This is a genomic window from Phenylobacterium sp. (genome assembly GCF_019636135.1).
GTDB lineage: Bacteria > Pseudomonadota > Alphaproteobacteria > Caulobacterales > Caulobacteraceae > Phenylobacterium.
The window spans coordinates 39,425-64,404 of sequence record NZ_JAHBYD010000003.1; the positions used below are offsets into that span (position 1 = coordinate 39,425).

At 66.9% G+C, this 24,980-nt stretch carries 22 protein-coding genes; 11 read left to right on the top strand and 11 right to left on the bottom strand.

Annotated elements, in window-relative coordinates:
- Positions 1–6 precede the first annotated feature (6 nt).
- From KF737_RS02655 to KF737_RS02680, 6 genes are all read right to left on the bottom strand, one after another.
- A complete protein-coding gene (locus KF737_RS02655; RefSeq protein ID WP_296450088.1) occupies positions 7–1,470 on the bottom strand; it encodes an NAD(P)/FAD-dependent oxidoreductase in 1,464 nt (487 codons plus the stop codon).
- 25 nt (positions 1,471–1,495) lie between these two features.
- A complete protein-coding gene (locus tag KF737_RS02660; protein WP_296450089.1) occupies positions 1,496–3,217 on the bottom strand; it encodes an amidohydrolase family protein in 1,722 nt (573 codons plus the stop codon).
- Between the two features lie 11 nt (positions 3,218–3,228).
- On the bottom strand, positions 3,229–4,575 hold the full coding sequence (locus tag KF737_RS02665; protein WP_296450091.1) for an MFS transporter: 1,347 nt from the start codon (positions 4,573–4,575) through the stop codon (positions 3,229–3,231).
- An 18-nt stretch (positions 4,576–4,593) separates the two neighbouring features.
- On the bottom strand, positions 4,594–6,999 hold the full coding sequence (locus tag KF737_RS02670) for a TonB-dependent receptor (protein WP_296450093.1): 2,406 nt from the start codon (positions 6,997–6,999) through the stop codon (positions 4,594–4,596).
- A gap of 441 nt (positions 7,000–7,440) precedes the next feature.
- On the bottom strand, positions 7,441–8,499 hold the full coding sequence (locus tag KF737_RS02675; protein WP_296450095.1) for a hypothetical protein: 1,059 nt from the start codon (positions 8,497–8,499) through the stop codon (positions 7,441–7,443).
- A gap of 76 nt (positions 8,500–8,575) precedes the next feature.
- Positions 8,576–10,096 (bottom strand): hypothetical protein, encoded by a 1,521-nt coding sequence (locus tag KF737_RS02680; RefSeq protein ID WP_296450097.1) that lies wholly within the window; start codon positions 10,094–10,096, stop codon positions 8,576–8,578.
- Between the two features lie 201 nt (positions 10,097–10,297).
- On the opposite strand from KF737_RS02680, the gene KF737_RS02685 reads away from it, so the two are divergent.
- Genes KF737_RS02685 through KF737_RS02700 form a run of 4 tightly spaced genes read left to right on the top strand, consistent with a single transcriptional unit; the run spans position 10,298 to position 13,995 of the window.
- On the top strand, positions 10,298–10,864 hold the full coding sequence (locus KF737_RS02685) for a hypothetical protein (RefSeq protein ID WP_296450099.1): 567 nt from the start codon (positions 10,298–10,300) through the stop codon (positions 10,862–10,864).
- Complete coding sequence (locus tag KF737_RS02690; RefSeq protein ID WP_296450101.1) at positions 10,861–12,237, top strand: 7-cyano-7-deazaguanine synthase; 1,377 nt, start codon at positions 10,861–10,863, stop codon at positions 12,235–12,237. Before KF737_RS02685 ends, KF737_RS02690 begins: the two co-directional genes overlap by 4 nt.
- Positions 12,234–13,403: an XRE family transcriptional regulator gene (locus KF737_RS02695; RefSeq protein WP_296450103.1), complete on the top strand. Its 1,170-nt coding sequence runs from the start codon at positions 12,234–12,236 to the stop codon at positions 13,401–13,403. The genes KF737_RS02690 and KF737_RS02695 overlap by 4 nt, the downstream gene beginning before the upstream one ends.
- A 7-nt stretch (positions 13,404–13,410) precedes the next feature.
- Entirely contained in the window at positions 13,411–13,995 is a 585-nt protein-coding gene (locus KF737_RS02700; protein WP_296450106.1) for a hypothetical protein, read from the top strand.
- Here the strand turns inward: KF737_RS02700 and KF737_RS02705 are convergent.
- Complete coding sequence (locus KF737_RS02705) at positions 13,992–14,972, bottom strand: DUF2971 domain-containing protein (RefSeq protein WP_296450108.1); 981 nt, start codon at positions 14,970–14,972, stop codon at positions 13,992–13,994. The two genes, KF737_RS02700 and KF737_RS02705, sit on opposite strands and share 4 nt — an antisense overlap.
- A 195-nt stretch (positions 14,973–15,167) precedes the next feature.
- Here KF737_RS02705 and KF737_RS02710 point away from each other — a divergent pair, with 195 nt between their 5' ends.
- The 3 genes from KF737_RS02710 to KF737_RS02720 are packed head-to-tail and all read left to right on the top strand — an operon-like array spanning position 15,168 to position 17,593.
- On the top strand, positions 15,168–16,394 hold the full coding sequence (locus tag KF737_RS02710) for an RES family NAD+ phosphorylase (protein WP_296450109.1): 1,227 nt from the start codon (positions 15,168–15,170) through the stop codon (positions 16,392–16,394).
- Positions 16,395–16,406: 12 nt separating this feature from the next.
- Positions 16,407–16,967: a hypothetical protein gene (locus KF737_RS02715; RefSeq protein WP_296450112.1), complete on the top strand. Its 561-nt coding sequence runs from the start codon at positions 16,407–16,409 to the stop codon at positions 16,965–16,967.
- Complete coding sequence (locus KF737_RS02720) at positions 16,964–17,593, top strand: hypothetical protein (protein ID WP_296450113.1); 630 nt, start codon at positions 16,964–16,966, stop codon at positions 17,591–17,593. The genes KF737_RS02715 and KF737_RS02720 overlap by 4 nt, the downstream gene beginning before the upstream one ends.
- A gap of 7 nt (positions 17,594–17,600) precedes the next feature.
- Here KF737_RS02720 and KF737_RS02725 read toward each other — a convergent pair whose 3' ends face one another.
- A complete protein-coding gene (locus tag KF737_RS02725) occupies positions 17,601–17,804 on the bottom strand; it encodes a helix-turn-helix domain-containing protein (protein ID WP_296450115.1) in 204 nt (67 codons plus the stop codon).
- 137 nt (positions 17,805–17,941) lie between these two features.
- On the opposite strand from KF737_RS02725, the gene KF737_RS02730 reads away from it, so the two are divergent.
- Positions 17,942–18,829, top strand: coding sequence for a restriction endonuclease (locus KF737_RS02730; RefSeq protein ID WP_296450117.1), 888 nt, complete (start codon positions 17,942–17,944; stop codon positions 18,827–18,829).
- On the opposite strand, the gene terL is transcribed toward KF737_RS02730, so the two are convergent.
- The 3 genes from terL to KF737_RS02745 are packed head-to-tail and all read right to left on the bottom strand — an operon-like array spanning position 18,830 to position 22,065.
- Positions 18,830–20,335, bottom strand: a complete 1,506-nt coding sequence (gene terL / locus KF737_RS02735) for a phage terminase large subunit (RefSeq protein ID WP_296450121.1) — start codon at positions 20,333–20,335, stop codon at positions 18,830–18,832.
- Positions 20,328–20,729 carry a DUF5681 domain-containing protein gene (locus KF737_RS02740; protein WP_296450122.1) on the bottom strand — a complete coding sequence of 134 codons (402 nt, stop codon included), beginning with the start codon at positions 20,727–20,729 and terminating at the stop codon, positions 20,328–20,330. The genes terL and KF737_RS02740 overlap by 8 nt, the downstream gene beginning before the upstream one ends.
- Positions 20,716–22,065, bottom strand: a complete 1,350-nt coding sequence (locus KF737_RS02745) for a DNA methyltransferase (RefSeq protein ID WP_296450124.1) — start codon at positions 22,063–22,065, stop codon at positions 20,716–20,718. The genes KF737_RS02740 and KF737_RS02745 overlap by 14 nt, the downstream gene beginning before the upstream one ends.
- 336 nt (positions 22,066–22,401) lie before the next feature.
- On the opposite strand from KF737_RS02745, the gene KF737_RS02750 reads away from it, so the two are divergent.
- From KF737_RS02750 to KF737_RS02760, 3 genes are read left to right on the top strand one after another with little or no spacing between them, the layout of a single operon-like run.
- Positions 22,402–22,839 (top strand): DUF3489 domain-containing protein, encoded by a 438-nt coding sequence (locus KF737_RS02750; RefSeq protein WP_296450126.1) that lies wholly within the window; start codon positions 22,402–22,404, stop codon positions 22,837–22,839.
- Positions 22,836–23,267, top strand: coding sequence for a DUF2924 domain-containing protein (locus tag KF737_RS02755; RefSeq protein ID WP_296450127.1), 432 nt, complete (start codon positions 22,836–22,838; stop codon positions 23,265–23,267). Before KF737_RS02750 ends, KF737_RS02755 begins: the two co-directional genes overlap by 4 nt.
- Positions 23,264–24,856: a recombinase family protein gene (locus tag KF737_RS02760; RefSeq protein ID WP_296450129.1), complete on the top strand. Its 1,593-nt coding sequence runs from the start codon at positions 23,264–23,266 to the stop codon at positions 24,854–24,856. The genes KF737_RS02755 and KF737_RS02760 overlap by 4 nt, the downstream gene beginning before the upstream one ends.
- Positions 24,857–24,980: the final 124 nt, after the last annotated feature.

Here is a 24,980-nt window from a genome sequence, read left to right on the forward strand (position 1 = left end):
GCGGCCTTATCGGGTCTCGAAGTCGTGCATCTTCGGCGTGGCCATCTCGTCGACGAAGCGGCCGTAGGTGAAGGTCCACGAGGCCGGCACACCCTGCTTGTCGAGGTACCAGCTGTTGCAGCCGGTGACCCAGACGGTCCGCTTGGCGGCCTCCTGCCGCTCAGTCTCGAAGCGGTCCAGCGCCGCCTGGGTCGCGCTCACCTCGCCGTAGTCGCCGGCGCTGAGGCCGTCGATCAGCCGCAGGATGTAGGCGAGCTGGTGTTCGCAGACCTCGATCAGCGAGAAGTTGCCGACCGGGCTGTTCGGCCCGCCCAGCATGAAGAAGTTCGGGAACTCCGGCACCGTCACCGCCAGATAGGCCACCGGCGCGTCGGCCCACACCTTGTCGAGGTCGATGCCGCCACGGCCGTAGACCTTGGCGGGGCGCACGAAGCGGTCGGTGTGGAAGCCGGTGGCCAGCACCAGCAGGTCCAGCTCGTGCAGCACGCCGTCGTCGGTGCGCACGCCCTCAGACTCGATCCGCTGGATGCCCGCGGTCACCAGTTCGGCGTTCGGCTGCTGGATCGCCGGGTAGAACTCGCTGGAGATCACCAGTCGCTTGCAGGCGGCCCGGTAACCGGGCGTGAGCCTGGCGCGCAGCTCGGGGTCGCGCACCGTAGCCAGGTTCTCCGAGCACAGCCGCTGGATCTCGGCGAGCTCCGGGGAGTCGTAGTCGAGCACCGCGGTGGCGTAGCCCTCGATCGTGCGGGTCCGGTACTGCTGCACCAGCCTCTCGAGCGCCGCCGGGTCGGCGCGGAATGTCGCCTTCTCGTCCTCGGAGTAGACGATGTTCGGCCGCGGCATCACCCACTGCGCCGTGCGCTGGAACAGGGTGAACTTCGACGCCCGCGGCACGAGCGCGGCGGTGATCTGCGCCGCCGTCGAGCCGGTTCCGACGACGCCGATGCGCTTGCCGTCGACCGGCACGTCGTGGTCCCAGCGCGCGGAATGGAAGACCGCGCCCTTGAAGGTCTCCAGCCCGTCGAACTTCGGGATGTTGGGGTGGTGCAGCACGCCTGTCGCGGCGATCACCACGTCGAAGCGGTCCTGATGCCCGGACGCGGTCGTCACGGTCCAGCGGCCGTCGAGATATTCCAGTTTCATGACCTCGTCGCCGAAGCGGATTTTCTGCTCCACGTCGAACTGGCGCGACATGCGCTGGAAGTAGTCGAAGATCTCGGGGCCGGCGGCCAGCAGGCTGCCCCACTCGGGATTGCGGGCGAAGGAGTAGGTGTACCAGTGGGCCGGCACGTCGCAGGCCAGCCCCGGGTATGTGTTCTCGCGCCAGGTGCCGCCCACGCGGTTGGCCTTCTCGAACACCACGAAGTCGAGGCCCTGCTGCCGCAGTCGGATCGCGGCCAGCACGCCCGACATCCCGGCTCCGATCACCGCCACCCGGATCGCCCGCGCCGTCTGTTTGGCCTTGCTCACCTGCCTACTCCTCCAACACTTGCGATCAGGCGGCGGCCGCGCCGCGGACCAGCCGGCCGGGCAGCGCCCCGGTGGCCTCGCCCTCGCGATAGGTGACCTCGCCCGCGACCATGGTGGCCACGTAGCCGCGTGCCCGCTGGCGGAAGCGCTTGGCGCCGCTCGGCAGGTCGTAGGCGATCTCGGGCGGCGCGCAGTCGAGGCGGTCGAAGTCGATGACGTTGATGTCGGCCCGCATGCCCGGCGCGATCACGCCACGGTCGCTCAGGCCCACCGCCCTCGCGCAGTCGGAAGTCAGCCGCTTGACCAGGAGCTCGACGTCGAACTTCGGCCCCTTCCGGTCGCGGCCCCAGTGCGCCAGCAGGAACGTGGGCTGCGAGCCGTCGCTGATCAGGCCCACGTGGGCGCCGCCGTCGCTCAGGCTGATCAGCGCATTGTCGGCCGAGATCATCTCGTGGCAGGCGTCGAGGTTGTGGCGGGCGTAGTTAATCACGGTGACCAGGAAGAAGGTCTTGCCGCCGTCGGCCACCGTCAGGTCGTAGGCCAGCTCGTGCGGGCTCACCCCGGCCCGCGCCGCGCGGTTCAGGATCGAGTCCCGCAGATCCGGCTCGTAGTTCGGCGGGTCCGATAGCGGGAACATCATCGAATAGAGGGTGTGGTACTTCTCCGACGCCTTCTCGGGCGGCATCACCTCGGCCTCGGCCAGCACCTCGGCGCGGAACGCCGGGTCGCGCGCCCGGGCCAACCGCTCCCCGAACGGCAGGCCCGCGATCCGCTTCCAGGACGGCAGGTGGCTGAACGAGGTGGCGCTGCCTTCCAGCCCCAGCAGCAGCCCGATGGCCCGCGGCGCGATCTGCGCCCGCATCGGCAGGCCCTCGGCGTTGGCCGCGTCGATCATCGCCATCAGGTCGCGCCAGCCGTCCGGGGCGCTGTGCTTCTGCACCACCACCACCGACATAGGCCGGCCTGAGGCGCGGACGATGTTCTTCAGACCGTCGAAGTGGCCCTTAGGATTCTGCCCGAAGTCGGTGACCACCTCGATCACCCCCGAGCCGGCGTCGGCCATGCCCATGGCGATCGCCATCAACTCCTCGTCGCTGGCGCGAAGCGTGAAGGTGGGATCGCCCTTGGACGTCTGGTGGTTCAGCGAACGGGAGGTGGAAAAGCCCATGGCCCCGGCGCGGACGGCGTCCGCCGCCAGCCGCCGCATCTCAGCCATGTCCGCCTCGGTTGCGGGCTCCAGCCGCGCCGCGCGGTCGCCCATCACGTAGAGCCGCAGCGCCGCGTGCGGGATCTGGGCGCAGAGGTCCATGTCGCGCGGCCGCGATTCCAGCACGTCGAGGTACTCGGCGAAGCTCTCCCAGTTCCAGGCGATGCCTTCCTGCAGGACGATGCCGGGGATGTCCTCGACGCCCTCCATCAGCTCGACCAGGGTGTCGCGGTCGGCGGCGCGCACCGGCGCGAAGCCTACGCCGCAGTTGCCCATGACAGTGGTGGTCACCCCGTGCCAGCTCGAGGGCTGGAGCTGGCTCTCCCAGGTTGCCTGGCCGTCGTAGTGGGTGTGGATGTCGATGAAGCCCGGCGTCACCAGCAGGCCGCGCGCGTCGATCTCCTCGGCGCCCCGGCCCTCGACCACGCCGACCGCGGCGATGCGGCCGCCCGTGATGGCCACGTCGGCCTGCCGCGCCGGCGCGCCGGTCCCGTCCGCCACCTGCCCGCCCCGGATCACGCAGTCGTACGCCACAGACATCGTTGGTCTCCTCACTTCGCCGGGTCGTTGGCTTCGGCGATGTCGCGCGCCAATGTACGCCCGGCGGCCGCGAAGCAGATGGCGCCCAGAAGGCCGGTCACCAGGCAGATCAGGATGGCCATGCGCAGGCCCTCCGCCGGGCCCAGGCTGGGCGCCAGCGCGTCGCTGACCAGGCCGGTCGCGACGGGGCCGATCCCCAGGCCGATGCCTGAGGCGATGAAGGTCGTGACCGCCAGCGCCGTCGCCCGCGCGTTCGCGCCGGCCACCTGCTGCAGCGCCAGCGAGCCCGGTCCGCCGAACAGGGCGATGAAGAAGGCGGCCAGCGCCGACAGCACCAGCGACAGCGTCACGTCCGGCACGGTGAACATCGCCGCGTAGCTGATGGTGCCGAGCAGCATCCCGGCGGCCGGGATCAGGGTCAGCGCGCGGACGTCGCGGCGGCCCATGCGGTCACCGAGCCAGCCGCCGGCGAGCGAGCCGGCGGCCCCGCCCACGGCGCCGAAGAGGCCCAGGCCCAGGCCGATCACCGCCAGCGGGCGCATGCCGAGGCTCGCCGAGAGCTGCGCCAGGTCCGCGGCATGGCTGCGCAGGTAGAACGATCCGGCGAAGGCGCCGGCAGTATAGCCGACGAAGCCGATCGAGCCGAAGGCCAGCGACACCAGCACGAACGACGGCCGCTTCAGCAGCATGCCCAGCACCTGCATTAACGGCTGCTGCGCCGGGCGGTCGGCGGGCGCCTGATGCCGCCGCGGATCGGTCAGCGTCAGCAGCACCAGCGCGCCCACGATCAGTCCCGGGACCCCGGCGCACACCAGCGTCCAGCGCCACCCGATCATCTCGCCCAGCACGCCGCCCGCCACGAGGCCGAGCGCCCCACCGATCGACTGCCCGGACATGAAGATCGCCAGCGCGCCCGACCGCCGCTCGGCCGGGAACTCGTCGACGATCAGCGACTGGGCCGGCGGCGCGCAGCCGGCCTCGCCCACGCCCACGCCGATGCGGCACAGGAACATCTGGATGAAGCTGCCCGCCGCCCCGCTGAGCGCTGTGAACGCGCTCCACGCAAAGGCCGCCACGCCCAGCACCCGCACCCGGTCGCTACGGTCGGCGATCCGCGCGATGGGCAGGGCGGCGGTGCAGTAGAGGAGGGCGAACGCCAGTCCGGTCAGGGCGCCCAGCTGGGCGTCGCTGAGGTTCAGCTCGTGTTTGATGGGCTCCGCCAGGATGTTGATGATCCGGCGGTCCAGCATGTTGAGCGCGTTGGCCGCCGTCAGCAGCCCCAGCATCCAGAGGCCGTAGCCCGGCTGCACCGCCGGGGCCGGTGGACGTTCCGCCGTCTGGTCGATCGACTGGGCCAACGCGCTACGCTTGCTCCGCTACTGTCCGAATTTGACGTTCAGCTTCACGCCCAGCGTGCGCCGCGCGTCCAGCGCCGGGATGTTCGAGTACCCCCGCGTCGAGACCGGGTTGGTGCCCGCGAGGCCCGAGTCCAGCGGCGTCGTGAAGATGCCGGACACGAAGTACTCGTTCAGCAGGTTGCGGGCGAACACCGCCACCCGCCAGCGGCTGTCCTCGGGCCCATAGCCGACCTCGGCGTTCAGGATGCCGTACGAGCTGTTGAGCGTGTTCGGGTCGGCCACTTCGCCGTAGGTCTTGCTGCGCCAGTTGTAGGCCGCGTGCGCCGTCAGCGTGTGATCGTCGCCCATCGGCAGCGTGAGGTCTGCGCCCAGGTTGAAAGACCACTTCGGCGAGTAGACCAGCGGGTAGCCGGCGGCGTTGAACTGGTTCGGCGTGCCCGCGGGCGAGCCCGGCGGGATGAAGTTGCAGAGCCCCGGCGTCGTGCCCGGGTTGGTGAAGCCGTCCTTGCACTGGATGGCGTAGTTCACGAACTTCGTCGGGATGTAGGCGACGTTGCCGTTCACCGACAGCAGCGAGTTGATGCGGGCGAACAGGTCGGCTTCCACGCCCTTGGTCTGCAGGCGGCCGGCGTTGGTGGTCGTGTAGAACGACGTGGCCGGGTTCGGCGAGATCCTCTGCTGGCCCTGGAAGTCGATGTAGTCGACCTTGAACACGTCCATGTTCAGGATCACGCGACGGTCGAACAGCTGCGACTTGATGCCGATCTCGTACGACTTCGACAGCTCGGGCCGCACCAGCTGCTGGGGCTGGCCCGACGGGTTCGAGATCACCGGGCCTTTGTAGCCGGTGCCGTAGCTCGCATAGAGGTTGATGTCCGGCGTCAGGTCGTACTTGGCGGTGATCTTGTAGGTCACCTTGTCGGCGTTGGTCTTGGCCGAGAACGGGCCCGGGATGCCGCCGGCCGGGTGGCAGGCGCCGGTCGCCAGGAACGTCGCGGCGGCGCACATGCCGGGCGTGTCGTAGTAGGCGATGCGCTGGCGCACGTGGTCGTTGGTGTAGCGGCCGCCGAGGATCACCGTGAAGGCGTCGGTCACCTCCGCTTCGACCTGGCCGAAGAAGGCGTAGCTCTCAACCACGCCCTTGGCGATCGGCGAGTAGCCGCTGGCCGTGCCTGGCCCGACCGAGTTGTTGGAGAAGATGATGCCGGTGTCGTCCGGCACGATACCCAGGGTGCCGCCGTCGGCGTTCTCCTGGAACGGCGTCGCGCGATAGTAGAAGCCGCCCAGGGTGTAGTCGAAGATGTTGATCTTGCCGTTGACGCGCATCTCGTGCGTCCACTGCTCGCCGCCAGAGATCGTCGGGTTGAAGCTGTAGGCCTGCTTCGGCGAGGCGTCGGTGTCGATCGCGATGTCCTGGTAGAGGTCGCGGAAGGCCGTGATCGAGGTCAGGGTCGCGGGGCCCAGGTCATAGTCGACCCGCAGCGAGACGAGCTTGCTGGTTTGGTCCGAGAACGACTTGCCGTCGAGCGCGGTGGCGCGGTTCTTCGGGCCGGCCACGATACCGTAGGGCGCCACCGCATCGCAGGCGCGGTAGAGCGTGGGGCCGGCCACGGCGCGGCGGAAGCCCGAGCCGCAGACGCGCAGGGTCCACTCGCCATTGCCGTCGTCCTCGGCCGAGCGGTACTCGCCCGCGAGCAGCACGCTCAGCCTGTCGTTGGGCTTCCAGAGCAGCTTTCCGCGTAGCGCGTAGCGGTCGTACTCGTAGATATCCTTGCCGGTGAACCGGTTGGGCAGGAAGCCGTCGCGATGCTGGTAGACCGCGCCGAGGCGCAGGGCGACCGTATCGCCGAGCGGGATGTTCGCGTTCGACTGAAGGCCGATCTCGTTGTCGGTTCCGTACGAGACCACGCCGTCGGCGCTGTAGACGCCCAGCACCGGCTTCTTGGTGATGATCTGGATGATGCCGGCCGAACTGTTCTTGCCGAACAGCGTGCCCTGCGGGCCCTTCAGCACCTCGATCCGGTCGAGGTCGGTCAGCGACTGGTAGCTGGGGCCGGAGAAGGCGATCTCGGGCAGTCCCTGGACCACGTCGTCGATGACGAGGCCGACCGACTGCTCGCCCGTGATCAGGATCGACTGGGTGCCGACGCCGCGGATGTTGAAGCCGCCGCCGAAGTTGCCGTTGTAGTTCACGCCCGGCGACAGGAATTGCAGGTCGGCGATCGTGGTGACGTTGGCGGATTCGACCTGCTTGGCGCTGACGACCGAGATGGCCACGGGGACGTCCTGCAGCCGCTGTTCGCGGCGCTGAGCCGTGACGACCACGTCCTCGACCGTGTTCACGCTGTCGTCCGACGCGCCGCCGGATGCGGCGGTCTGGGCGGCCGCGCCGCCAGCCATCGCCAGGATGCTGCTGCTCGCCAACAGCGCGCAAAGAGCGCGAGTTGTTTCCATAAGGCCCCTCGTTCGTTTCCGCCCAGTGTGTTGCGCGAAGTAATCCCGCGCTTTCGATGCACCGACGGCCGATCAACTACGCAAAAACCGAAAAGGTCTGCGAACGTCAGTGTCCGGCGATTGGTGGGGTTAGTTTTGCTGAGCTGCGTCTGTAAATGAAGGCGACTTCATCACGTATATGATCAAGCGTCGTACGATGGTCGCTTGTCTTCCCACCGCCTGGTTTTTCCCGACAACCTGGTCGTGAAGAACGTCCGCCAACGCCCCGGTATGACCGCCACCCGGGGGAGGGGCGACGCGCCGGTTCGCGTCTGCAACCATGCGCGCGGCGTGGCTGTCGATGCGGTCGTCGTCGCGCTTGCGCAGCTTGGGGAAAGCTCCCCGTCTATCGGGGTGTGCAATCGCGCTGAGTTACGCGGGGTAAGCGCGGTTTCCGTCCTCGCGGATATAGGCGAAGGCGGTGAGGTGCGGGGCCGAGGAGGTGAACACCAGTTTGTACTCGATCAGTGGCTGGAACTGCTGCGGGCGGGGGCCTCGCGTCACGACGCGTAGATTTGCGACTGCGTGCTCGTCTTGGAAGCCGACGCCGGTGCAGACGAGGTGGAGCTGGCGACCGAGATCCGGGTTGTGCAGGATTTGTTGAAGTTCGCTCTCCGCATTCGCGCTCGGCGGACGAGCCCCCAATACCGAGTGGGTGGCCATGGCGAGGTAGGACGTCTTTGCCGCCGATGGAAACGCGCCGGTCATCCGCCGCATCTGGGCGGCGATCAGCCGTTGGAGCGGCTCCGCAGCCGGGTGCATGAGAGCCAGGTCGCGGACGGACACCAGGAGTTCGCGATGGCTAATCAAGCGGTAGACGACGTCGCGCGGCTCGGCCCCCTCCACCGCCGTGATACGTCGCGCATCGAAAGGCCGGGCGAAGAGAGGTTGATCACCTACTTGCCGCGAGGGCGTATCGATAGGGTCGTCCACGCGTGTCCAAAGATCGATGGCGCCCTGGGGGCCTACGATCTCGTAGGGACCGAGCGCCCCTTCCTTCACTCGGCAGGCCCGATGTTCCAGAACCGCAAGCACGACCTGGGTGTGGATCTGCTGCACGGCGTTGTCGTGCAAGCGATGGAGTCCGCCTACAAGGAGGCCGCAGGCGCCGGTACGTCGCGGGCGTCCAGTGGGCGCCAACTCCATCCGTCGGACGTGCGGGAACATCGTGTCGATGACCTCGCCGAGGGCCGGGTCATCGTTGCCGCCGCCGGTGTAGAACCGATGGCCGGGTGCGCCGACGGCGCCCAGCCGCGCGAGCTTGCCGTAGGCCTGGCACCATCCATCCAGGGCGGGGCTCGGTCCTGCGCCCGCGCCCTGCACATAGAGCTGCGTTTCCGGGCGCCCATGCGGGCCGAGTTCCTCCTCTTGAGCCAGGAGGGCGGCGGCGAGGTTGCGGACAGCGGTAGCGACGGCGCCGCTGCCGAGCATGCCGTTGAGGACGCGTGGCGCGTCGAGGGCGACACAGGGCCGCGGGAGGTCTTCCAGTTCCTCCGCCTGGGGAGGTCTAAGGCTCGCCGGTCGAAGCGCGATGTGGACTTCGCCAGTCGGGAGGTGGTGGATGACCGTCCAGAAGCCGCCCGCGAGCGCTGATCTTGATCGTCTGGCCATTCAGCTTCCAGCGGCCCGCCTTCATGTCCCGGGCGTACCGCTCGACGACGGGCCCCGAGATCCGACGGTTCAGGCTGTTCGCCTGCAGAAGACGCTCTGCGATCTCGGGTGTGATCTCCTCAACCTGTGCGGTCAGTCCTGCCTTGCCGATGGCCGCGGCTGAATCGCCTTCAGCATCCAAGTGACGGTCGAAAAGAGGTGTTTCGGGCTCTCTGAGTCCGCTGATCCTCGGGAAAGGCTCTCGCTCAGGCGCGTACCGCAGCAACTTCAGTGGCTTGCCGGCGCTGAATGCGTTCCAGGCCTTTATGCAGACCGCGAGGACGTAGGCCTGCTTGCGGTTGCCGCCTTTCCCGCGCAGCTCCGTCAGAAGCCGCCTGAGCTGAGCTATCGGGCCATGGGCGTCGCTCAGAGTCTCATTGGAAAGTTCAGTGAAGAAGGCGTCGCATTTCGCAGGATTTGCGAGGCCGAACAGATAGTGGAGCGCAAGCCCCGTGCCGTGGGGCAGGAGCGGGGCCGTACGGAGGCTGGGCAGGATGCTGTCCCGGATTTCGGGATGATCCTCGATCAGTCCCAGCAAGGTCATGGACGACGGCTGCCGCGGCGTCGGCAGCGTGCGAGTGCGGTAGCCCCAGATGATGCGAAGCGCGGCGGCCAGAGCACGGCCATGCTGGATCTGCCGGATGGTCAGAACATCGGCAAGCGTGCGCTTGCGTAGCGCGTCCATGGTCTCAAACGCTGACGGCTCGATCCCTTCGACAACGAGAGCCTCGAACGGTCGTCCCGCCTCGATGCAGGCGAGTATGCGTGCTCGACCGTCCAGCACTTTCTGATCGCTGGAAAGTACAATCGACGCTCCGTTGAGCAGCCAACGACCACTGCGCATGTCATCTGCATAGGCCCGAACCAGGGTGGGGCTGACCTTGCTGGTCGCGAAGAACTGCGTCGCCAGTTGTCTAGCGTCTTCCGGTGTAATCACCGAGGTGTGCGACGTGATCAGATCGTGTGTCATCACAAGGCCTCCCCTCACATCAAAAGTGAGAGACAAGCCGATCAGCCGGCAACCCCATAACGTGCACTCCCGCGCCTTCTGAACCACCGAACGGGCGCGATATTCATCCTGGGCGAGGTGGAAGTCTTGCCAGTCGGCGGCGATCTCAATGATTCTGCGTACGACTTGACCCTCACGCTCTAGCGCCCCGAGGGCCTCCAGGATCACGGTGCCAGCTTCGCGCTTCGAACGCTTCTCGCCGGTAGTCGGGTCGCGCTCATTTAGGAAGCGCTTCACCAGTTCGGCCGGGACGCCGGCAGGCGTCAGCACGCGCTCGGCTGCGGTCCGCTTGATGTTGACCAGCGTTGCGATGACCTCAAGGGCGAGCCGCCGTGCGTCGGCATCAATGAAATGACCGGCTTCAGACAACTGTGCTCGTCAACCCCCGCTCATGGACCGGCACCCTTAAGATAGTGACGCCGGCCGCGTTTGTCCCTTGTCGAGCCGCATTCGCCCGTCGCCTGTCCAGAGCAGGTGCAGGCGAAAATCTGACATTGTCAAAAAGGTAGCGGTGAAATTTGACATTGTCGAGAGACTCGGGCATCCATTCTGACATTCGAGGATGCCTTCATGAGCGACGGTCCCTACAAGACGCTGAAGATGAGCCCGAAATGGCGGGCCCTGGCGAAGCTCGCGGGCAACGGGGCCCACAGCGCTGCGGAGGTGGCGGAGGCCGTGCCGGCGGCGCTGGCCGCCGACTGGCGCGAGATCGGGCAGCCGTTCTTGCGCCAAATGCGTGCCGCCCTCGGGGACGATGATCGCGGCATGCTTCTCTCCGAAGTCGCGAAGCAGGAGGTGGGCCGGCTGCGGGCCCAGGCCAGCAATCCGATGGAAGCCCTGCTTGCTGACAACGCCATTGACGTGCTGCGCGACGGCTATCGGGGTGCCGCAGCGTTCGAGGAAGCGGCCGCTGCGACTATCGCCGAGCGCGCCGATCGCGGCCAGCGACAGGTCGAGGAGCACTACCGGCGCGAAGCCTCCCAGGGTAAGGCCGCGGACATCCGCGTTCGTCTGACCGACTCGATGGCGGCCGCCAATCTGCGAGGCCTCGCGTCGGCGCTCGTCGCCGGTGTCCCGGTCCGCGACCTGACTCCGTCGGTCGATCGGTCCGGTCTCGATGAAGGAGTGAGCTTGTGACCGCCCTCGCCACCCGTCTGGTCGACGAGCCGATGTTCGTTGACGTTTTGGAGCCCGGCGTCCGGGTTCGCGACGGGGCCGAACTCGCCGCGCTCGGCGACGCCATTCGGCTCTCGACCGAAGGTCTCGAAACCTACTTCTTCTCCAATTGGCGCCCCGTGCTGTTCGATCTGCTCGTGGTCGCCGCGGCTGCGGAATACTGCGATGCGGCCAAGGCGCGCTCGACCGTCTCCTGGTCACGGATTTTCGACGTGCGTGTAGCTGTCCACGACGTTGAGCTCTGGTCCTCGCCGGCGGTAACGGCGGCCCTGGAAGACGCGCTGACCTTCCTGACCGGCGACACCTGGTCCTTCAGATTTGTCGCTCGCCGTCAAAGCGCTGAAACTACCCGCCCCTTGAGCCTCGAATTGCCGGCCGGGGCCAAGGCCATCATGCCCTACAGCGACGGTTTGGACTCGCGCGCCGTTCACGCCCTTACCGCCCAGGCGCTGGGCGCATCGGCCTTGGTGCGCGTACGCCTGGGATCGGTCGGAGTCGATGACCCGCAGCGCGAGCGACGCCGCGCGGCCTTCACCCTCGTGCCGTACAAGGTTCAGGTTCCGCAGAGGAAGGAATCGTCGGCCCGATCCCGCGGCTTCAAGTTCGCCGTCGTCACTGGCGTGGCTGCGCAGATCGCTGGCGTCGATCGGATCGTCGTCACCGAGAGCGGCCAAGGCGCCTTCGGCCCCATGATGGCCGTGAGTGGCCAGATCTACCCTGACTACCGTGTCCATCCGCTCTTCACCGCACGCGTCGAGCACCTGTTTGAAGTCCTGGCCGGATCAACCGCGCGCTACGAGTATCCGCGTCTTTGGTCCACTAAGGGGGAAACCCTGGCTGAAGCGGCGGCGTTGCCCAATCCACCGACCTGGGACGACACCCGCTCCTGCTGGCAGCAATCGCGTCATGCCTCCGTTGACGGCCGCCGTCGTCAGTGCGGCATCTGCGCGGCCTGCATGCTTCGGCGCATGAGCATGTTTAACGCTGGCCTTCCGGAGTCAGCCGACGCCTACATTTGGGAGAACCTCTCGGCTCCGACCATCGAGGCTGGTGTGGCGGAAGGCTTCACGGGCGTCACCGGCGCCATGCGCGAACATGCGATCGCTGGGGTCCTGCACTTGGATCACCTGGCTGACCTGGCGACTGCCCCGAGCGCGGCGCGTGCGGTGCGGCGCATCGCCCGCGAGACCGCCGAGGTCCTCCATGATGACCCGGTCGCGATCGAGGCGCGGTTGCGCTCCCTCCTTAGCCGTCACGCTGCCGAATGGCACCGGTTCCTTGACGCCCTGGCGCCAGAGTCCTTCGTTCGGGGCCTTTCGGCGAACCAGCCATGACCGAGGCGCTTTCCCCCCAGGAAGTCGGCGAGCGCCTGCGGATCGCGCGGGAGGCGGCGAAGGTCACCCAGGCCGCCGCCGCCGCCGCCCTTGATGTCGCGCGAACCACCGTGGTCGCCATCGAACAGGGCCATCGCCGCGCCAAGCTGGACGAGTTGCAGCGCTTGGCGTCGCTATACGGCGTGTCTCTGAACGCCCTGTTGCGCCGTGAAGCAGTTCAGGTCGACCTCAAGCCCCGCTTTCGACGCATGGGTGAGCAGGATGACGGCGTCGATGACGCCGTGGCCCTCCTAACCACCCTTGTCCAGGCCGAACTCGAACTTGAAGATCTCCTCGGCGTGCAGCGATCACGAAACGATCCGCCTGAACGCCCCCTAATGCCGGGTGATGTGGTTCTGCAGGCCGAACATGATGCGGCCGAACTGCGCCAGTGGCTCGGTATCGGCCAAGCGCCGATCCACGACATCGTCTCGCTGCTCGAACTGCAGCTCGGCATAAGGGTGTTCGTTCGCCGGCTGCCGGCCAAGATTTCGGGCCTCTACGCCTACGATGAGGCGGCCGGGCCGTGCATTCTCTTGAACGCTGCCCACCCTCGGGAGCGTCGAGCCCAAACCGGCGGGCACGAGCTGGGACACCTGATCTCGACCCGGCGCGCACCCGACGCCCTGTACGATGGATCCCCAGAAGCTAGCCGCGAAGAGCGCTACGCTAATGCTTTTGCCCGGGCCTTTCTAACCCCAGCGCGCGCCGTCATGGCGATGTTCCGCGATGTCACCGCCGGAAGCTCTCAACTCACCAGGCGGCATGTCATTGTTCTGGCCCATGGGTTTGGTGTGGCGCGCGAAGCCATGGTTCGCCGCCTAGAAGAGCTCGACCTAACGAAGGCCGGGACTTGGGACTGGTTCGAGCACAATGGCGGCATCACCAACGAGCAGGCGCGCCAAGTCCTTGGCGACGCCTGGAGTGTCGATGCCCGAAAAGCGGACGCAGCTCGGCCGGTGTCGCTTCGCCTCGGCATGCTTGCTCGTGAGGCCTGGAAGAAGAACCTCCTCAGCGAGGGCCAGTTGGCCGGGCTGCTGCAGCTCGATCGTGTCGAAATCCGCGAGTTGATTGACGCCTTCGAGGACGAGGAGGTCGACGACGCGACCTCCCGTCCCATGTTCTGAGACGCGCATGGCCGTTGCCGACGCGAGCGTCTGTATCAACCTCGCTGCCACTGGCTGCGGAGATAGGATTCTCCGTCTCTATGATGGCAGGCTGGAAATCACCCAGACCGCTCTATCCGAGCTGGAGCGTGGGCGAGAGAAGGGCCGCCAGGCCGCTGATCACGTGGCGACCTGGCTGCACCTCGGGTTGATGCAAGTAGTCGAACTCGATCCTGAAGATGAGGATCTGTTCCTAAGCTTGGTGGCTGGCGACGCGGCGCAGACGCTGGATGACGGTGAAGCGGCGACCCTGATACATGCCCAACGGGTAGGAACGACGGTCTACATCGACGAGCGCAAGGCAACCTCACTCGCGGCCGCACGCTTCCCGAGCCTCGTGGTCGCCTCGACGGTGGACTTGCTGTTCACGCCCGATGTCCGTGGCGGCCTCGGGGAGGCGGACCTGGGAGAGGCGCTATTCGGAGCGCTGGTGGACGCCAGGATGCGGGTGGCTGCACACCGCGCGGCGGAGGTCATCGCCTGCATTGGCCGTGATCGTGCTGAAGGCTGCACCAGCCTTTCGGCTAGCGTTCGTCGCGCGCTCAAGGCCTAGCTAGGGCTGTCGGGGTCTGGAGGGGCTGCGCTGTCGTCTGAAAGAACAATCTCGGCGAATGCTTCTTGGATTGACCGCGCCCGTCGCGGCCAGGTCGCCAGAATCTCATCCATGTCGGCGCTCGCTTTATGCAGCAAGAACGTCCCGCGCTTCTGGCGGACTTCATAGAGCTTGACTGCGCGGTCTCGCTCGGCGAGCGCTTTGGCGACTGCGAACTGCACAGCAAGGGGGCATCGCATCCCGAACACTACTTCCTCAAGTTCGAGTGGAGAGTCGCGCAGGCCGCGATCACCGATCAGCCGCCATTCGCGCTCGTAGCGCCAATCGCGCGCCTTCTTCAGGAGGACGGCATCATCGACGCGCCGAGCCGCCTCTGCGTCGCCGTCCACCATGGCCTTCACGATGCTCGCCCTCACGCTCCGGTCGCCCCCGTAAGCGACGGGTTCCAGCTTCACGTCGGCCGGCGCGGAGTAACCTATGCAGACGCCTCTATGCTGATCACCGTAGTGGCTCCACATCAGCGGACAGTTCGCGCGCTTTGCGAAGGACACGATTCCTCTGTCGTAACGTCGGATCACCTCTTGGTGGACGTGTTCTCCAAGGAGGTACTGAAGCGGGTCGACGATCTCGTAGTCGGGATTAGTGGCGTTGTAGCGGATATCAGCCAGCAGATCCTCTGCCGCGCGACGAGCATGCTTCTCGATGTGCTCCACCGTTCGGGGTCCGCGATAACGGATCTTCCGCGCCGCCGACTGCATCTCGTCCGTCACGCGGCGTTCGACCAACTTCCGCAGCACACCTTCTAGGTCGGGCACTGGAAGGTCGGTTTCAAACGACGGTTTGGCATCGAGGGGATCGTTGAAAGTCGACGGGTCTGCAAAGAAGAGCTTGTCTTCGACGAGCATCTCCAGGCTGAGCGCGCTGAAAGCCCGATACTTATAGATGCGGCGAGGCTTCGACTTGGGCGACATGAGCATGCGCCGCAGAGAACGCGCAGTGACCTAGCCTGTCCACTGCAGAGCTGCCAGAGTCCGCTCGAGAGTGGCGCATACGCCCGTGGACCGGCCCGCAGTGCCGTGGGTTCCGCGTTTCTGCCCGGGCAGAAGCTTGTCGGTGGCGCCGTCGTGGAGATTGCATCTTGCGCGCCGTCGCGCTGGACGCTTCAGAAAGGGATGGCTGATCCCCTCTACGAGGATTTCGACCCGGAGGTCGACTTCACCCGCATGACACTATGCGAGGCTTGCGCGAAACACGACAGCCTCAAGCGCTTCGTGGCCAAGCATGCTGTCCTGGGCCCAGTTTGCGGCATCTGCCAGCGTGTGGACACGCCCTACGGCGCTTGCGACGTCGGGCAGAAATTTCAACTGACTAACCTCGTGAAAGCGCTCGTGCGGTTCTTCTACCACGAGTACGAGTACAACCATCACTGGGGCGGCGATCATCAGCCCGAGGCGTTGCTTGCCACGGCCAATCCCATTCTCGAGGACACCCACGGGCCGGGGTTCGAACGCTCCCCCGGCAAGAGTGCGGACTTCCTCTATGACTTGTTCTCGGCTGAACCCTACCCGCCGGTCGACAAGGGCGTCTCGGTCTACGCGGGTTTCGGCCCCAACGGAGAGCGCCACCTAGCGTTCGCGATCAGCGACAGCCCGAGCTGGATGCTGCGGGACCTGAGCGAGCGTCTCGCGTCGGAAAATCCATTCGACGTCGAGCCTGAGGTCGATGCGATCATCGAGAGGATCGGGACGCGCATCGACAAGCGCGTGGTCGTCGGCTCCTCCTTCTACCGATGCCGGATCGGCACGGCGAAGCGCTGGGAGCGGCATACATGGGATTGGAAGCCAAACATCCGCCACCAGCCCTACCAGGCGGGCGAGCTCGGGGCGCCCCCACCGCCAAGCGCGAATTCCGGCCGGCTCAACCGTGAGGGTGTCGCCTTCCTTTACTTGGCGTCGGACCAGCACACCGCCGCCGCAGAGGTACGTCCCCATCCGGGGCATCTACTCTCCGTAGGTCAGTATCGCGCCGCACGAGATGTCAGGATCGCAGCCTTCGAGGCTGACATCGCCGAGTTCTGTGGCAGCGAAGCCGATCTCAACCTGTTTCACTTCATCCACGCAGTGGACCAGACCATGGCGCGCCCCGTCCTTCCCGGCGCAACGGGCCGCTACACGGTCACCCAACTAGTCGCAGATTGCCTGCGGCGTCGCGGGTTCGACGGGGTGTCGTTCCAAAGCAGTGTCGCCAACGGTCAGAACCTTTGCGTCTTTCGCCCCGACACCTTCGCCTACGTCGAAGACAGCGCCGCAGTCCTCTCGGTGAAGGCCTTGGCCTACACCCTCGAGGACGCGCCCATGCTGCTGGCGCCTGAAGACGGCGATTACGACCTTGAAAGCTGATCGGTGGGAATCATGGGGCAAGGCGTGATTGACCCGGTTGCGCTGGCTGCCGCCGCTGGCGCCGCTATTGCGCATTGGACGGAGGTTGCGACTGCTGCCGCCGCGTTGGTGGCGCTCGCGCTCTCGGCGAGAAGCAACGGTACGGCACGCAAGGCGCTGCGCCTCGCCGAAGTGCAGGAGGCGCGGCGGCAGCCGCGCGTCGCGACCTACCTTCGCGCACATCACCAGCAAAGTATCCCAGGAGGCAGGACACAATATGCCTTCGACGTAACGATCAGCAGCCAGTCAGACGCCGACAATGCGATTGTGGAGGCGACGCTTCACCTCAGCTACCGGGTCAGCGAGGTGCCGATCGTCGCGAAGATCCCGCAGGATCCGGGCCGTGCGGACGGCGCGCTGGGACTTCCCGTAAAGCTGGGCGCCCGCGACGCCATCTCAGGATGGTGCAGGTTCGCCGTGGATGATGGCGTCCTGGACGGCGCGATGGCCGATCTCCTCGCGGTAGTCCTGACCGACAGCTTCGGAAATGAATACCGGGTCGAGGCACAAATCCTGCGGGCGCCGCCCCGATGAGAAAGGTGCGCCCCCGCGTCTTGCGGCTCAATCACCCGAGGGAAGGAACGTCGCTCACGATCGTGGGCGACGGGTCCATCGGCACAGCGGAGGTTGGCGAAGGCCGGATGGTGCCGCTCGTCATCCTTGACACAACCTACCGGCCGGACCTCGAGGAGTTCATCCGGCTGCATCAGTTCGTCAGCGCCGGCGATGTGGCTGTGAGCTGGAACAAGTTCGGCCGGGGCCCCGACGTGATCTCGCTTGTGCTGCGTTTCACAAAGCCTGCGGACGTCATCGCGATTATCGATTTCGACCTGAGGAAGGATCACGCGATCCTCGTCGAGCAGGTCCTGGCGAGCCGCGGGCTCTACATCCAGGCGGGCCGCCCAGGCGACCGCCTGAAGCATGATCCAAACCGTCCTAAGGTGATCTTGGAAGTGCCAGACCTCGGCTTCGGCCCGGCGTGGGAAAAGATGCTGCGAGGGCACGCGGTCCGGAAATACCGCAACATGGGCCTCGATCGCACGGCAGCGCGCGCCGCCGCCACCGAGTTCATGACCTCGATCCGAACCATCGCGCAAATTCGTCCACCGTTCATGAGGTCCGAGCAGGGCGACGACAAGGACCGCCTAGCCCCCACCTAGCCGACCTTCAGTCGGCGAGCGTTCCGATGGAGACGCCCAGCGCGTCGGCAAGCCGTTTGACGTTGGTGATTGTGGGGTTTCGAACCGCTCGCTCGATTCCCGAAACGTAGGTGCGGTCGACGCCCGCCTGCTCGGCCAACTCTTCCTGCGACCAGCCCTTCGCCTTGCGCTCGCGGCGCAAGTTTGCTGCGAAGTGGCGGAGGAAATCCATCGCAGCGAGGACGCCAGCGATGTGGTCTATCCATCCACGGTGTATGAGTCCCATTTTGGGTTGACTGGTCGGCGGCCCGATGGCCAGTCGGCAATATGAATGAGACGCATAGTCCACAGCCGAGTTCTCCCGCGGCGGTGCGCTACATCAAGCTTGGCGAGGGCGGAGCTTGGCTACGCGAGTGCCTCCAAGCGGACCAGCTTCTCTTTCAGGACCTCGTGCCGCATGAGGTTGCCGCCGGCGGCGACTGGGATACGGCGCGGCGCCTCTACGGCGACGATGACCGCGCTCAGATCGGCAACGACCTGCGGGAGATCAGAGACTTCTATAAACAGCCGACAGACTGTCTCTGGATCACATTCGGCCAGGGGCGGCTTTGGTGGGCTTTTGCAGAGGCCGAGGTGACCATGCGCGCGGACGGCGTGCGGGTCCGGAAGACGCTGAAGCCGTGGTCCTGCCAGGACCGGGCAGGGCGGGAGCTGCTGATTTCAGACCTCTCCACCAGCCTCACCCAGACCGCGTCGTATCGGCGGACGATCTGCTCGGTGGCGGCGGAAGCCTACCTGCTGCGGCGGCTGAATGCCGAGGCGGACCCGCTGGTGGAGCGGGCGGAGGGGCTGACGGCGGATCTGACGGCGGTGGCGGGCGAGATGATCGCGGGGCTGCACTGGCGTGATTTCGAAGTGCTGGTGGACCTGATTTTCTCGCGGAGCGGCTGGCGGCGGATCGCGGCGGTGGGCGGGTCCGGGCAGCCGGACAGCGATCTTATCCTGCAGCAGGCGGTCACCGGCGAGCGGGCGTTCGTGCAGATCAAGTCGAAGGCCACCGCCGCGACGCTAAGAGACTACCTGGCGCGGTTCGAGGCCTATCCCGACATGGACCGGTTCTTCTTCGCCTGCCACAGCCCTGCCGGACGGCTGGAGGGGCCGGTCGATGCACGGGTCAGGCTTTGGCTGCGGCCGGAGCTGGCGGCGCAGGCCATGGAGGCGGGCCTTACCGGCTGGCTGATGGACAAGCGCCGCTGATCACCACTCCATTGGCTCGTCGCTGAGGCCGAGGCTGCGCAGCGTCCACGGGTCTCCGAAGACCTCGGCGTGGCCCGTGTCGCGGTTCATCGTGAACGCCACCGGGCCAACAGGCAGGCTCGGCTCACGGTGTCCGGTCTGCCAGTTGAGAAGCTGGGACAGGGCGTCCACCTGGTCGTCGGTGCGGGTGTTTGGAAATCCCAGAAGCTCGCGTTCAAAGTCGGCCCGCCAGGCCGCCTCGGCGGGCAGGAGCAGTTCCCCCGCTTCGATGCGCGGGCACGCCTGGGAGAGCCGGGTGACCTTGTCGAGCTTGACCGTGATGGCGATGGGGCGCGGCACGCTCTGTGGACGCTCGGCGCGGAGAAGCTGGATCAGCGCGGTTCCGCTGGCGGTGTCTTCGACCAGTAGCGTGTCCGGTCGGAAGGCGGTGGCGAGCGCGACCACCTGCCGCTGGAGGTCGTTCATCAGAACCTGGCCGCGCCAGACGTGAAGCACATAGACGTCCCGGCCCCGGACCAGCGCGGTCACGCAGGCGGAATAGTCGTTGAGCGCCCCATCCTTGCCGGCGCAGTCCCAGGACTGAACGATGCGGTCTCCCGGGAGGCGCTCCGGTGGCTGCGCATAGCTGCGCAGCCACTCACGCCGGACCATGGCGCCGCCCTCCGGGACGGGCGCCTGCTGATACTGCGCCGCGAAGTTTGCGGAGCCCATGCCGGCCTTCAGCCTGTCCAGTTCCTCTATGGGCTCGCGGGAAGGGTGCAGCAGATCGCCGGTCCGCCGCTGATGCCACTCCCCGTCGCCGATGGGGATCGCTTCGTCGAGTTCGGCGATTGCCGGCAGCGCCAGGAGGTCCCACCCGCCGCCTTCCAGGAGGTGGCCGCTCAAGTCCCCTTCATGAAGCCGCTGCATCACGAGGACGATCGAGCCATTCACCTTGTCGTCCAGGCGGGACTGGAGGGTCGCGCCAAACCATTCGATCGCCTTCGCCCGCTCCACGACGGAGGCTGCGTCGCCGGGCTTGGTGGGATCGTCGATGATGATGACGTCGCCCCCGCGGCCCGTCAGGACGCCGCCAACCGAAGTGGCGAAGCGGCCGCCACCGGCGCTGGTCTCAAGTTCGCCCTCGACGGCGCGGGTCAGCTCTGTCTCCGGGAACGCCCTGCGGTACCAGTCGGACAGCATGATCTCGCGGCAGTCCCGCGCGAGCTTGAGGGAGAACTCCTGCGCATAGCTGACGCAGATGAACCTGAGGGTGGGATCCCGCCCCAGCCGCCAGGCCACATAGGCCACCGAGATGCTGATCGACTTGAGCGATCGGGGCGGCACATTGATGATCAGCCGGGCGCCGCCACGCTCGACCGCCTTGAGATAGTGCTCGATCGCCCGCAGGTGCCAGGTTGGCTGAAAGGTCGAGCGTCCGTTGAGGTGGATGAAGGTCCGGCGCAGGAAGGCCTGGAAGTCGTTGCGGAGGGCCGCGTCGAGAAGGCGGCGGTCGGCATCACCCATGGTGGTTCCTCAGTCTCTGGGCCAGTTCGGCTTTGAAGGCGTCCAGCACCTCCTGGTCCTCGGCGGTAAGGGGCTGCTCCGCGGCTTCCGGCTCGGTCGTGACGCCCATGGTGCGGGCCATCAGGTCGATCATCTGCTGGGTGGCGTGGCGGTCGCCCTTCACGGCCCGGGACACCACGGACTTCACGAACAGGCGCTGTTTGGTGAGCGTGAGCTCGCGGCCGTTCTCGGTGACGGTGACCTCGCTCCGGAGTTCCGCCTCAAGATCGGCGACCAGGCTGACGGAGCCCTTCGGCCGTCCGGAGGGGTTGCCTGAGCGGCCTTTCTGGAAGCGGGTCGCCACCGGCGGCTTGCCCTTCCCGATCTCGTAGTCGCCGACCTTACGCCTGGGCATCGGTGGCCTCCGTGCGCGCGGCGCCGACCTCGTCGAAGGTCTGGCCATCGCCCGTGAGGATCGCCGGCTGGCCGGTGAGCTGGCTCCAGCGGCGGCAGATGGTGTCGCAGTAGAGCGGGTCGAGTTCGACCAGCCGGGCGTGGCGGCCGGTGCGTTCGGCTGCGATCAGGGTCGAGCCGGATCCGCCGAAGGGATCGAGGACGATCTCGCCGCGGCGGCTGACGTCGCGGATAGCGTCGGCGACCAGCGCCACCGGCTTCACCGTGGGGTGCAGCGCCAGCGTCGCGTCGCGGTCTTTGCCGAAGCTGGTCGCGCCCGGATAGCTCCAGACGTTGGTGCGGTAGCGGCCGGTGCCGCCGAGCCCGAAGTTGTTGACGTGCGCCGCCGTGCCGACCTTGAACGCGGCGATGAGCTCGTGCTGGGAGCGGTAGAACGCGCCCATCCCCGCGTTGGCCTTCACCCAGGCGATCAGGTTCTTGAGTTCGGCGTAGACGCCGTCGCCGACGTGGATCAGCGGGGCAATCGAGCGCCAGTCCATGCAGACGAAGTGGATCGCGCCGTCGAGGCTGACCGCGGCGGCGCAGGTCAGCACCTCGCGGAGAAACACTTCGAACTCGGCCGCGGACATCTCGCCGCTGGCCATGACGAAAGGCCGCCGTGCGATCCTGCCCTTGCCGCCGACGTGCCCATCGATCGGGACATTGTAGGGCGGATCCGTGAAGACCATCCGCGCCGCCTCGCCTGGCATCAGGGCGGCGTAGGTCTCAGGTGTGCGGGCGTCGCCACAGATCAGGCGATGAGGCCCGAGTGTCCAGATGTCACCGACGCGGGTGATCGCCGGGCCTGTGGCTTCGGGAATCTGATCGTCGTCGTCATCCGCTGTCGCCGTATCGAGCAGGGCGTCCAGCTCGGCGCCGTCGAAGCCGGTGAGCTCCAGATCGAAGTCGAGATCGAGGGCAGCGAGCCCTTGCAGTTCGATGGCGAGCAGGTCGCGATCCCAGCCGGCGAGTTCGGCCAGCCGGTTGTCGGCGACGACATAGGCCCTCCGTTCCGCGGCCGAGAGATGGCTGAGGCGGATGGTCGGCACATCCTGGAGGCCCAGCGACTGCGCCGCAGCCAGGCGGCCATGCCCGGCGATGACGCTGTTGTCGTCGGCCAGAAGAATGGGAGATACGAAGCCGAACCGCCGGATCGACGCTTCGATCTGGGCCAGCTGCTTCCGGCTGTGGGTGCGGGCGTTGCCGGCGTAGGGCGTGATCGCTGCGATGGGCGTCTGCTCGACCCGCAAAGCCAGGGCGGTCGGCAGTCTCAGCTCGTCCGCCGGGCCATCGCCCATGCGAACGCGAGCGCCGTCAGGCGCGTCCGGAAACCGAGGCACAACTCAACTCCTTTCAGTTGGTCGCGCGAGCGACCGGGTTATCGACACCTCAGTTTCTGTCCGGCAGCAAAGAACGCGACATCCGGCAATGTAAAGGGAAATTCATAGAACAATTTTCGCGGGCCAAATGCTGAGCGGGGATAAGTTCGAGCTTATCCCCGGTGCTTATCCCCGCTTTCCGACGCTTCGCTGTGGACTTGGCGCCGAAAGGAAGCGTTGGTCTGACCACGCCCGGCGGCCGCCCGGGCTCGCTCCGGTAGGGCCGCATTCGGCGGCTCCATAAGGAGCAGACCAATGACCAAAATCACCCAACGCCAACAGGAGGTGCTGGACCTCGCGGCAAAGGCCGATGGCGGCATGATCGACGCCGCCAGCGTTCCCGCCGCCGTGGCGAAATCCCTGATCCAACGTGGCTTCATGCTTTCGACGCCCCGCAGTGATGGAGGGAGCCGGCTGCTGCTAACCGCTGCCGGCCGGAGCGCTCTGGGGCTGCCGGCCGTCGACGCGGCAGGCACGGTGTCCGCGAAGGGCAAGGTCGGCATCCTGATTGATCTGCTCCGGCGGCCGGGAGGCGCAACAGTCGAAGCAATGATGGCGGCGACCGGCTGGCAGGCGCATTCGGTGCGTGGCGCCATCTCCGGGGCGATCAAAAAGGGGAAGGGCCTGACGGTCACCGCAGAGGCGACTGAGGCCGGCCGGGTCTACCGGATCGCAGAAGGAGCCGGCGCGTGAGCGCCGGCGATCTACTCGCGGGGCTGGAGGCCATGGATGTGCCAGCGCTCCGGCAGACTTGGACCGAGCGGCTGGGCGAGGCGCCGCCCGCGCTCCGGACCAGGGAGCTGCTCAGCCTTGCCTTGGCCTACCGCCTGCAGGCGCGGGTCCATGGCGACATGCGCGGCGCCTCGCGGCGGAAGCTGGCTGAGCTGGGCCGGCGATTTGCGGCCGACCGCAACTATACGCCGACGCCGGGGCCGGTCCTGAAGCCCGGCTGCTCGCTGATCAAGGAGTGGCGGGGCGTTCGCCACGAGGTGCGGGTTCTGGAGGCGGGCTTCAGCTACCAGGGCCAGCGGTTCGGGTCGCTGAGCGAGGTGGCGCAGCACATCACCGACACCAAGTGGAACGGCCACGTCTTCTTCGGCCTGAAGGCGCGCAACCGGTGAGCGGCCGCCTGCGATGCGCGATCTACACGCGCAAATCGACCGAGGAGGGGCTGGAGCAGAACTTCAACAGCCTCCACGCCCAGCGCGAGGCCTGCGAGGCCTACATCCTGTCGCAGACCGGCGAGGGCTGGAGCGCGATCGGGACCGCTTATGACGACGGCGGCTACTCCGGCGGATCGATGGAGCGGCCCGGGCTGAAGCAGCTGATGGCGGATATCGCGCGCGGGCTGGTGGACGTGGTGGTGGTCTACAAGGTGGACCGCCTGACCCGTTCGCTGGCGGACTTCGCGAAGATCGTCGAGCTGTTCGATGCGCGGGGCGTGTCGTTCGTGTCGGTGACGCAGGCCTTCAACACCACCTCCAGCATGGGGCGGCTGACGCTGAACGTGCTGCTGTCGTTCGCCCAGTTCGAGCGCGAGGTCACCGGTGAGCGGATCCGGGACAAGGTGGCCGCCTCCAAGGCCAGGGGGCTGCGCATGGGCGGCCAGCCGCCGCTGGGCTTCGACATCGTGGACGGCCGGCTAGCGCCCAATCCTTCCGAAGCCGAGCGGGTGCGGACCATATTCAGACGCTATCTGGAGCTAGGGTCGATCAAGGCTCTGGAGCGCGATGGCGTGCGGTCAAAGCGGTGGACGAACAAGGCCGGGGTCGAGGTCGGCGGGGGGCTGATGACCAGGGGCCCGCTTCAGTACCTGCTTCGCAACGTCGCTTACCGGGGTGTGACCCGGCACAAGGACAGGCAGTACCCCGATACCCATCCGGCCATCGTCGAGGAAGAGCTCTGGGTCGCGGTGCAGGCGAAGCTCGATGAGGCGCCGGCGTTGCAGCCGAAGAGCGAGCTGCGCGGGGAGGGCGCGCGGCTTGAGCGGAAGGTGTTCGATGACCGCGGCCATCCGATGGTTCCGGTCCACACCAACCGGCGCGGGCGGCGCTACCGGTACTATGTGTCCCGCGCCAGGCTGACGGGCGACGGCGAGGCGGGGAGCCTGCCGCGGGTTTCAGCGGGGCTGCTTGAACAGTTCCTGGCGGAGCGGATCAACCCGATGCTGGCGTCGTCCTGGCGGCCGCCGGCGGAGGCGATCGAGCGCGTCGGTCCGGCCTGCGAGGCGATCACGCTCAGCGACGATCAGATCGTGGTGCGGATTTCAGAGGCGGCGCTGACGCCCGAGGCGCTCGACGATCCGGCCGTGGGTCCCGGCGCCGATGGGGTCTGCATTGTGCGACTGCCGTTTCACATGCGCCGCCGGCGCGGGGAGCTGATCCTGGACGGTGACACGCCCGCCGAAACACCCGGCCGGATGGATCGCGCTCTGGTGCGGGCGCTGGTTCTGGCCAGGGGCTGGGCGCGGGAACTTGAGCTTGGCGACGTGGCGTCGATCAGGGCGCTCGCGAAGCGGGAAGGGCTCTGCAACCACTACACCGCCCGTCTGCTGCCGCTGGCCTACCTGGCTCCCGACCTGACGGATACGATCCTCGCAGGACGGCAGCCGCGGAGCGTTTCGCTGGCCGCGTTGACGGCTCACCCGCTGCCGATGGAGTGGGCCGCGCAGCGGGGTCTCTTCACGACCTTGGGTTCCGCGGCTCGCTGAATCCGAATCCGCGCCGCCGGCAGGTGCCGGTTTTCCCTGTTATTTTCCCTGTTAGCAGGGAAGGGCGTGACCGGAACGTACACTTCCATTTCGGGCCTGGAGAGAAAGCCAGGGAATGGCCTGA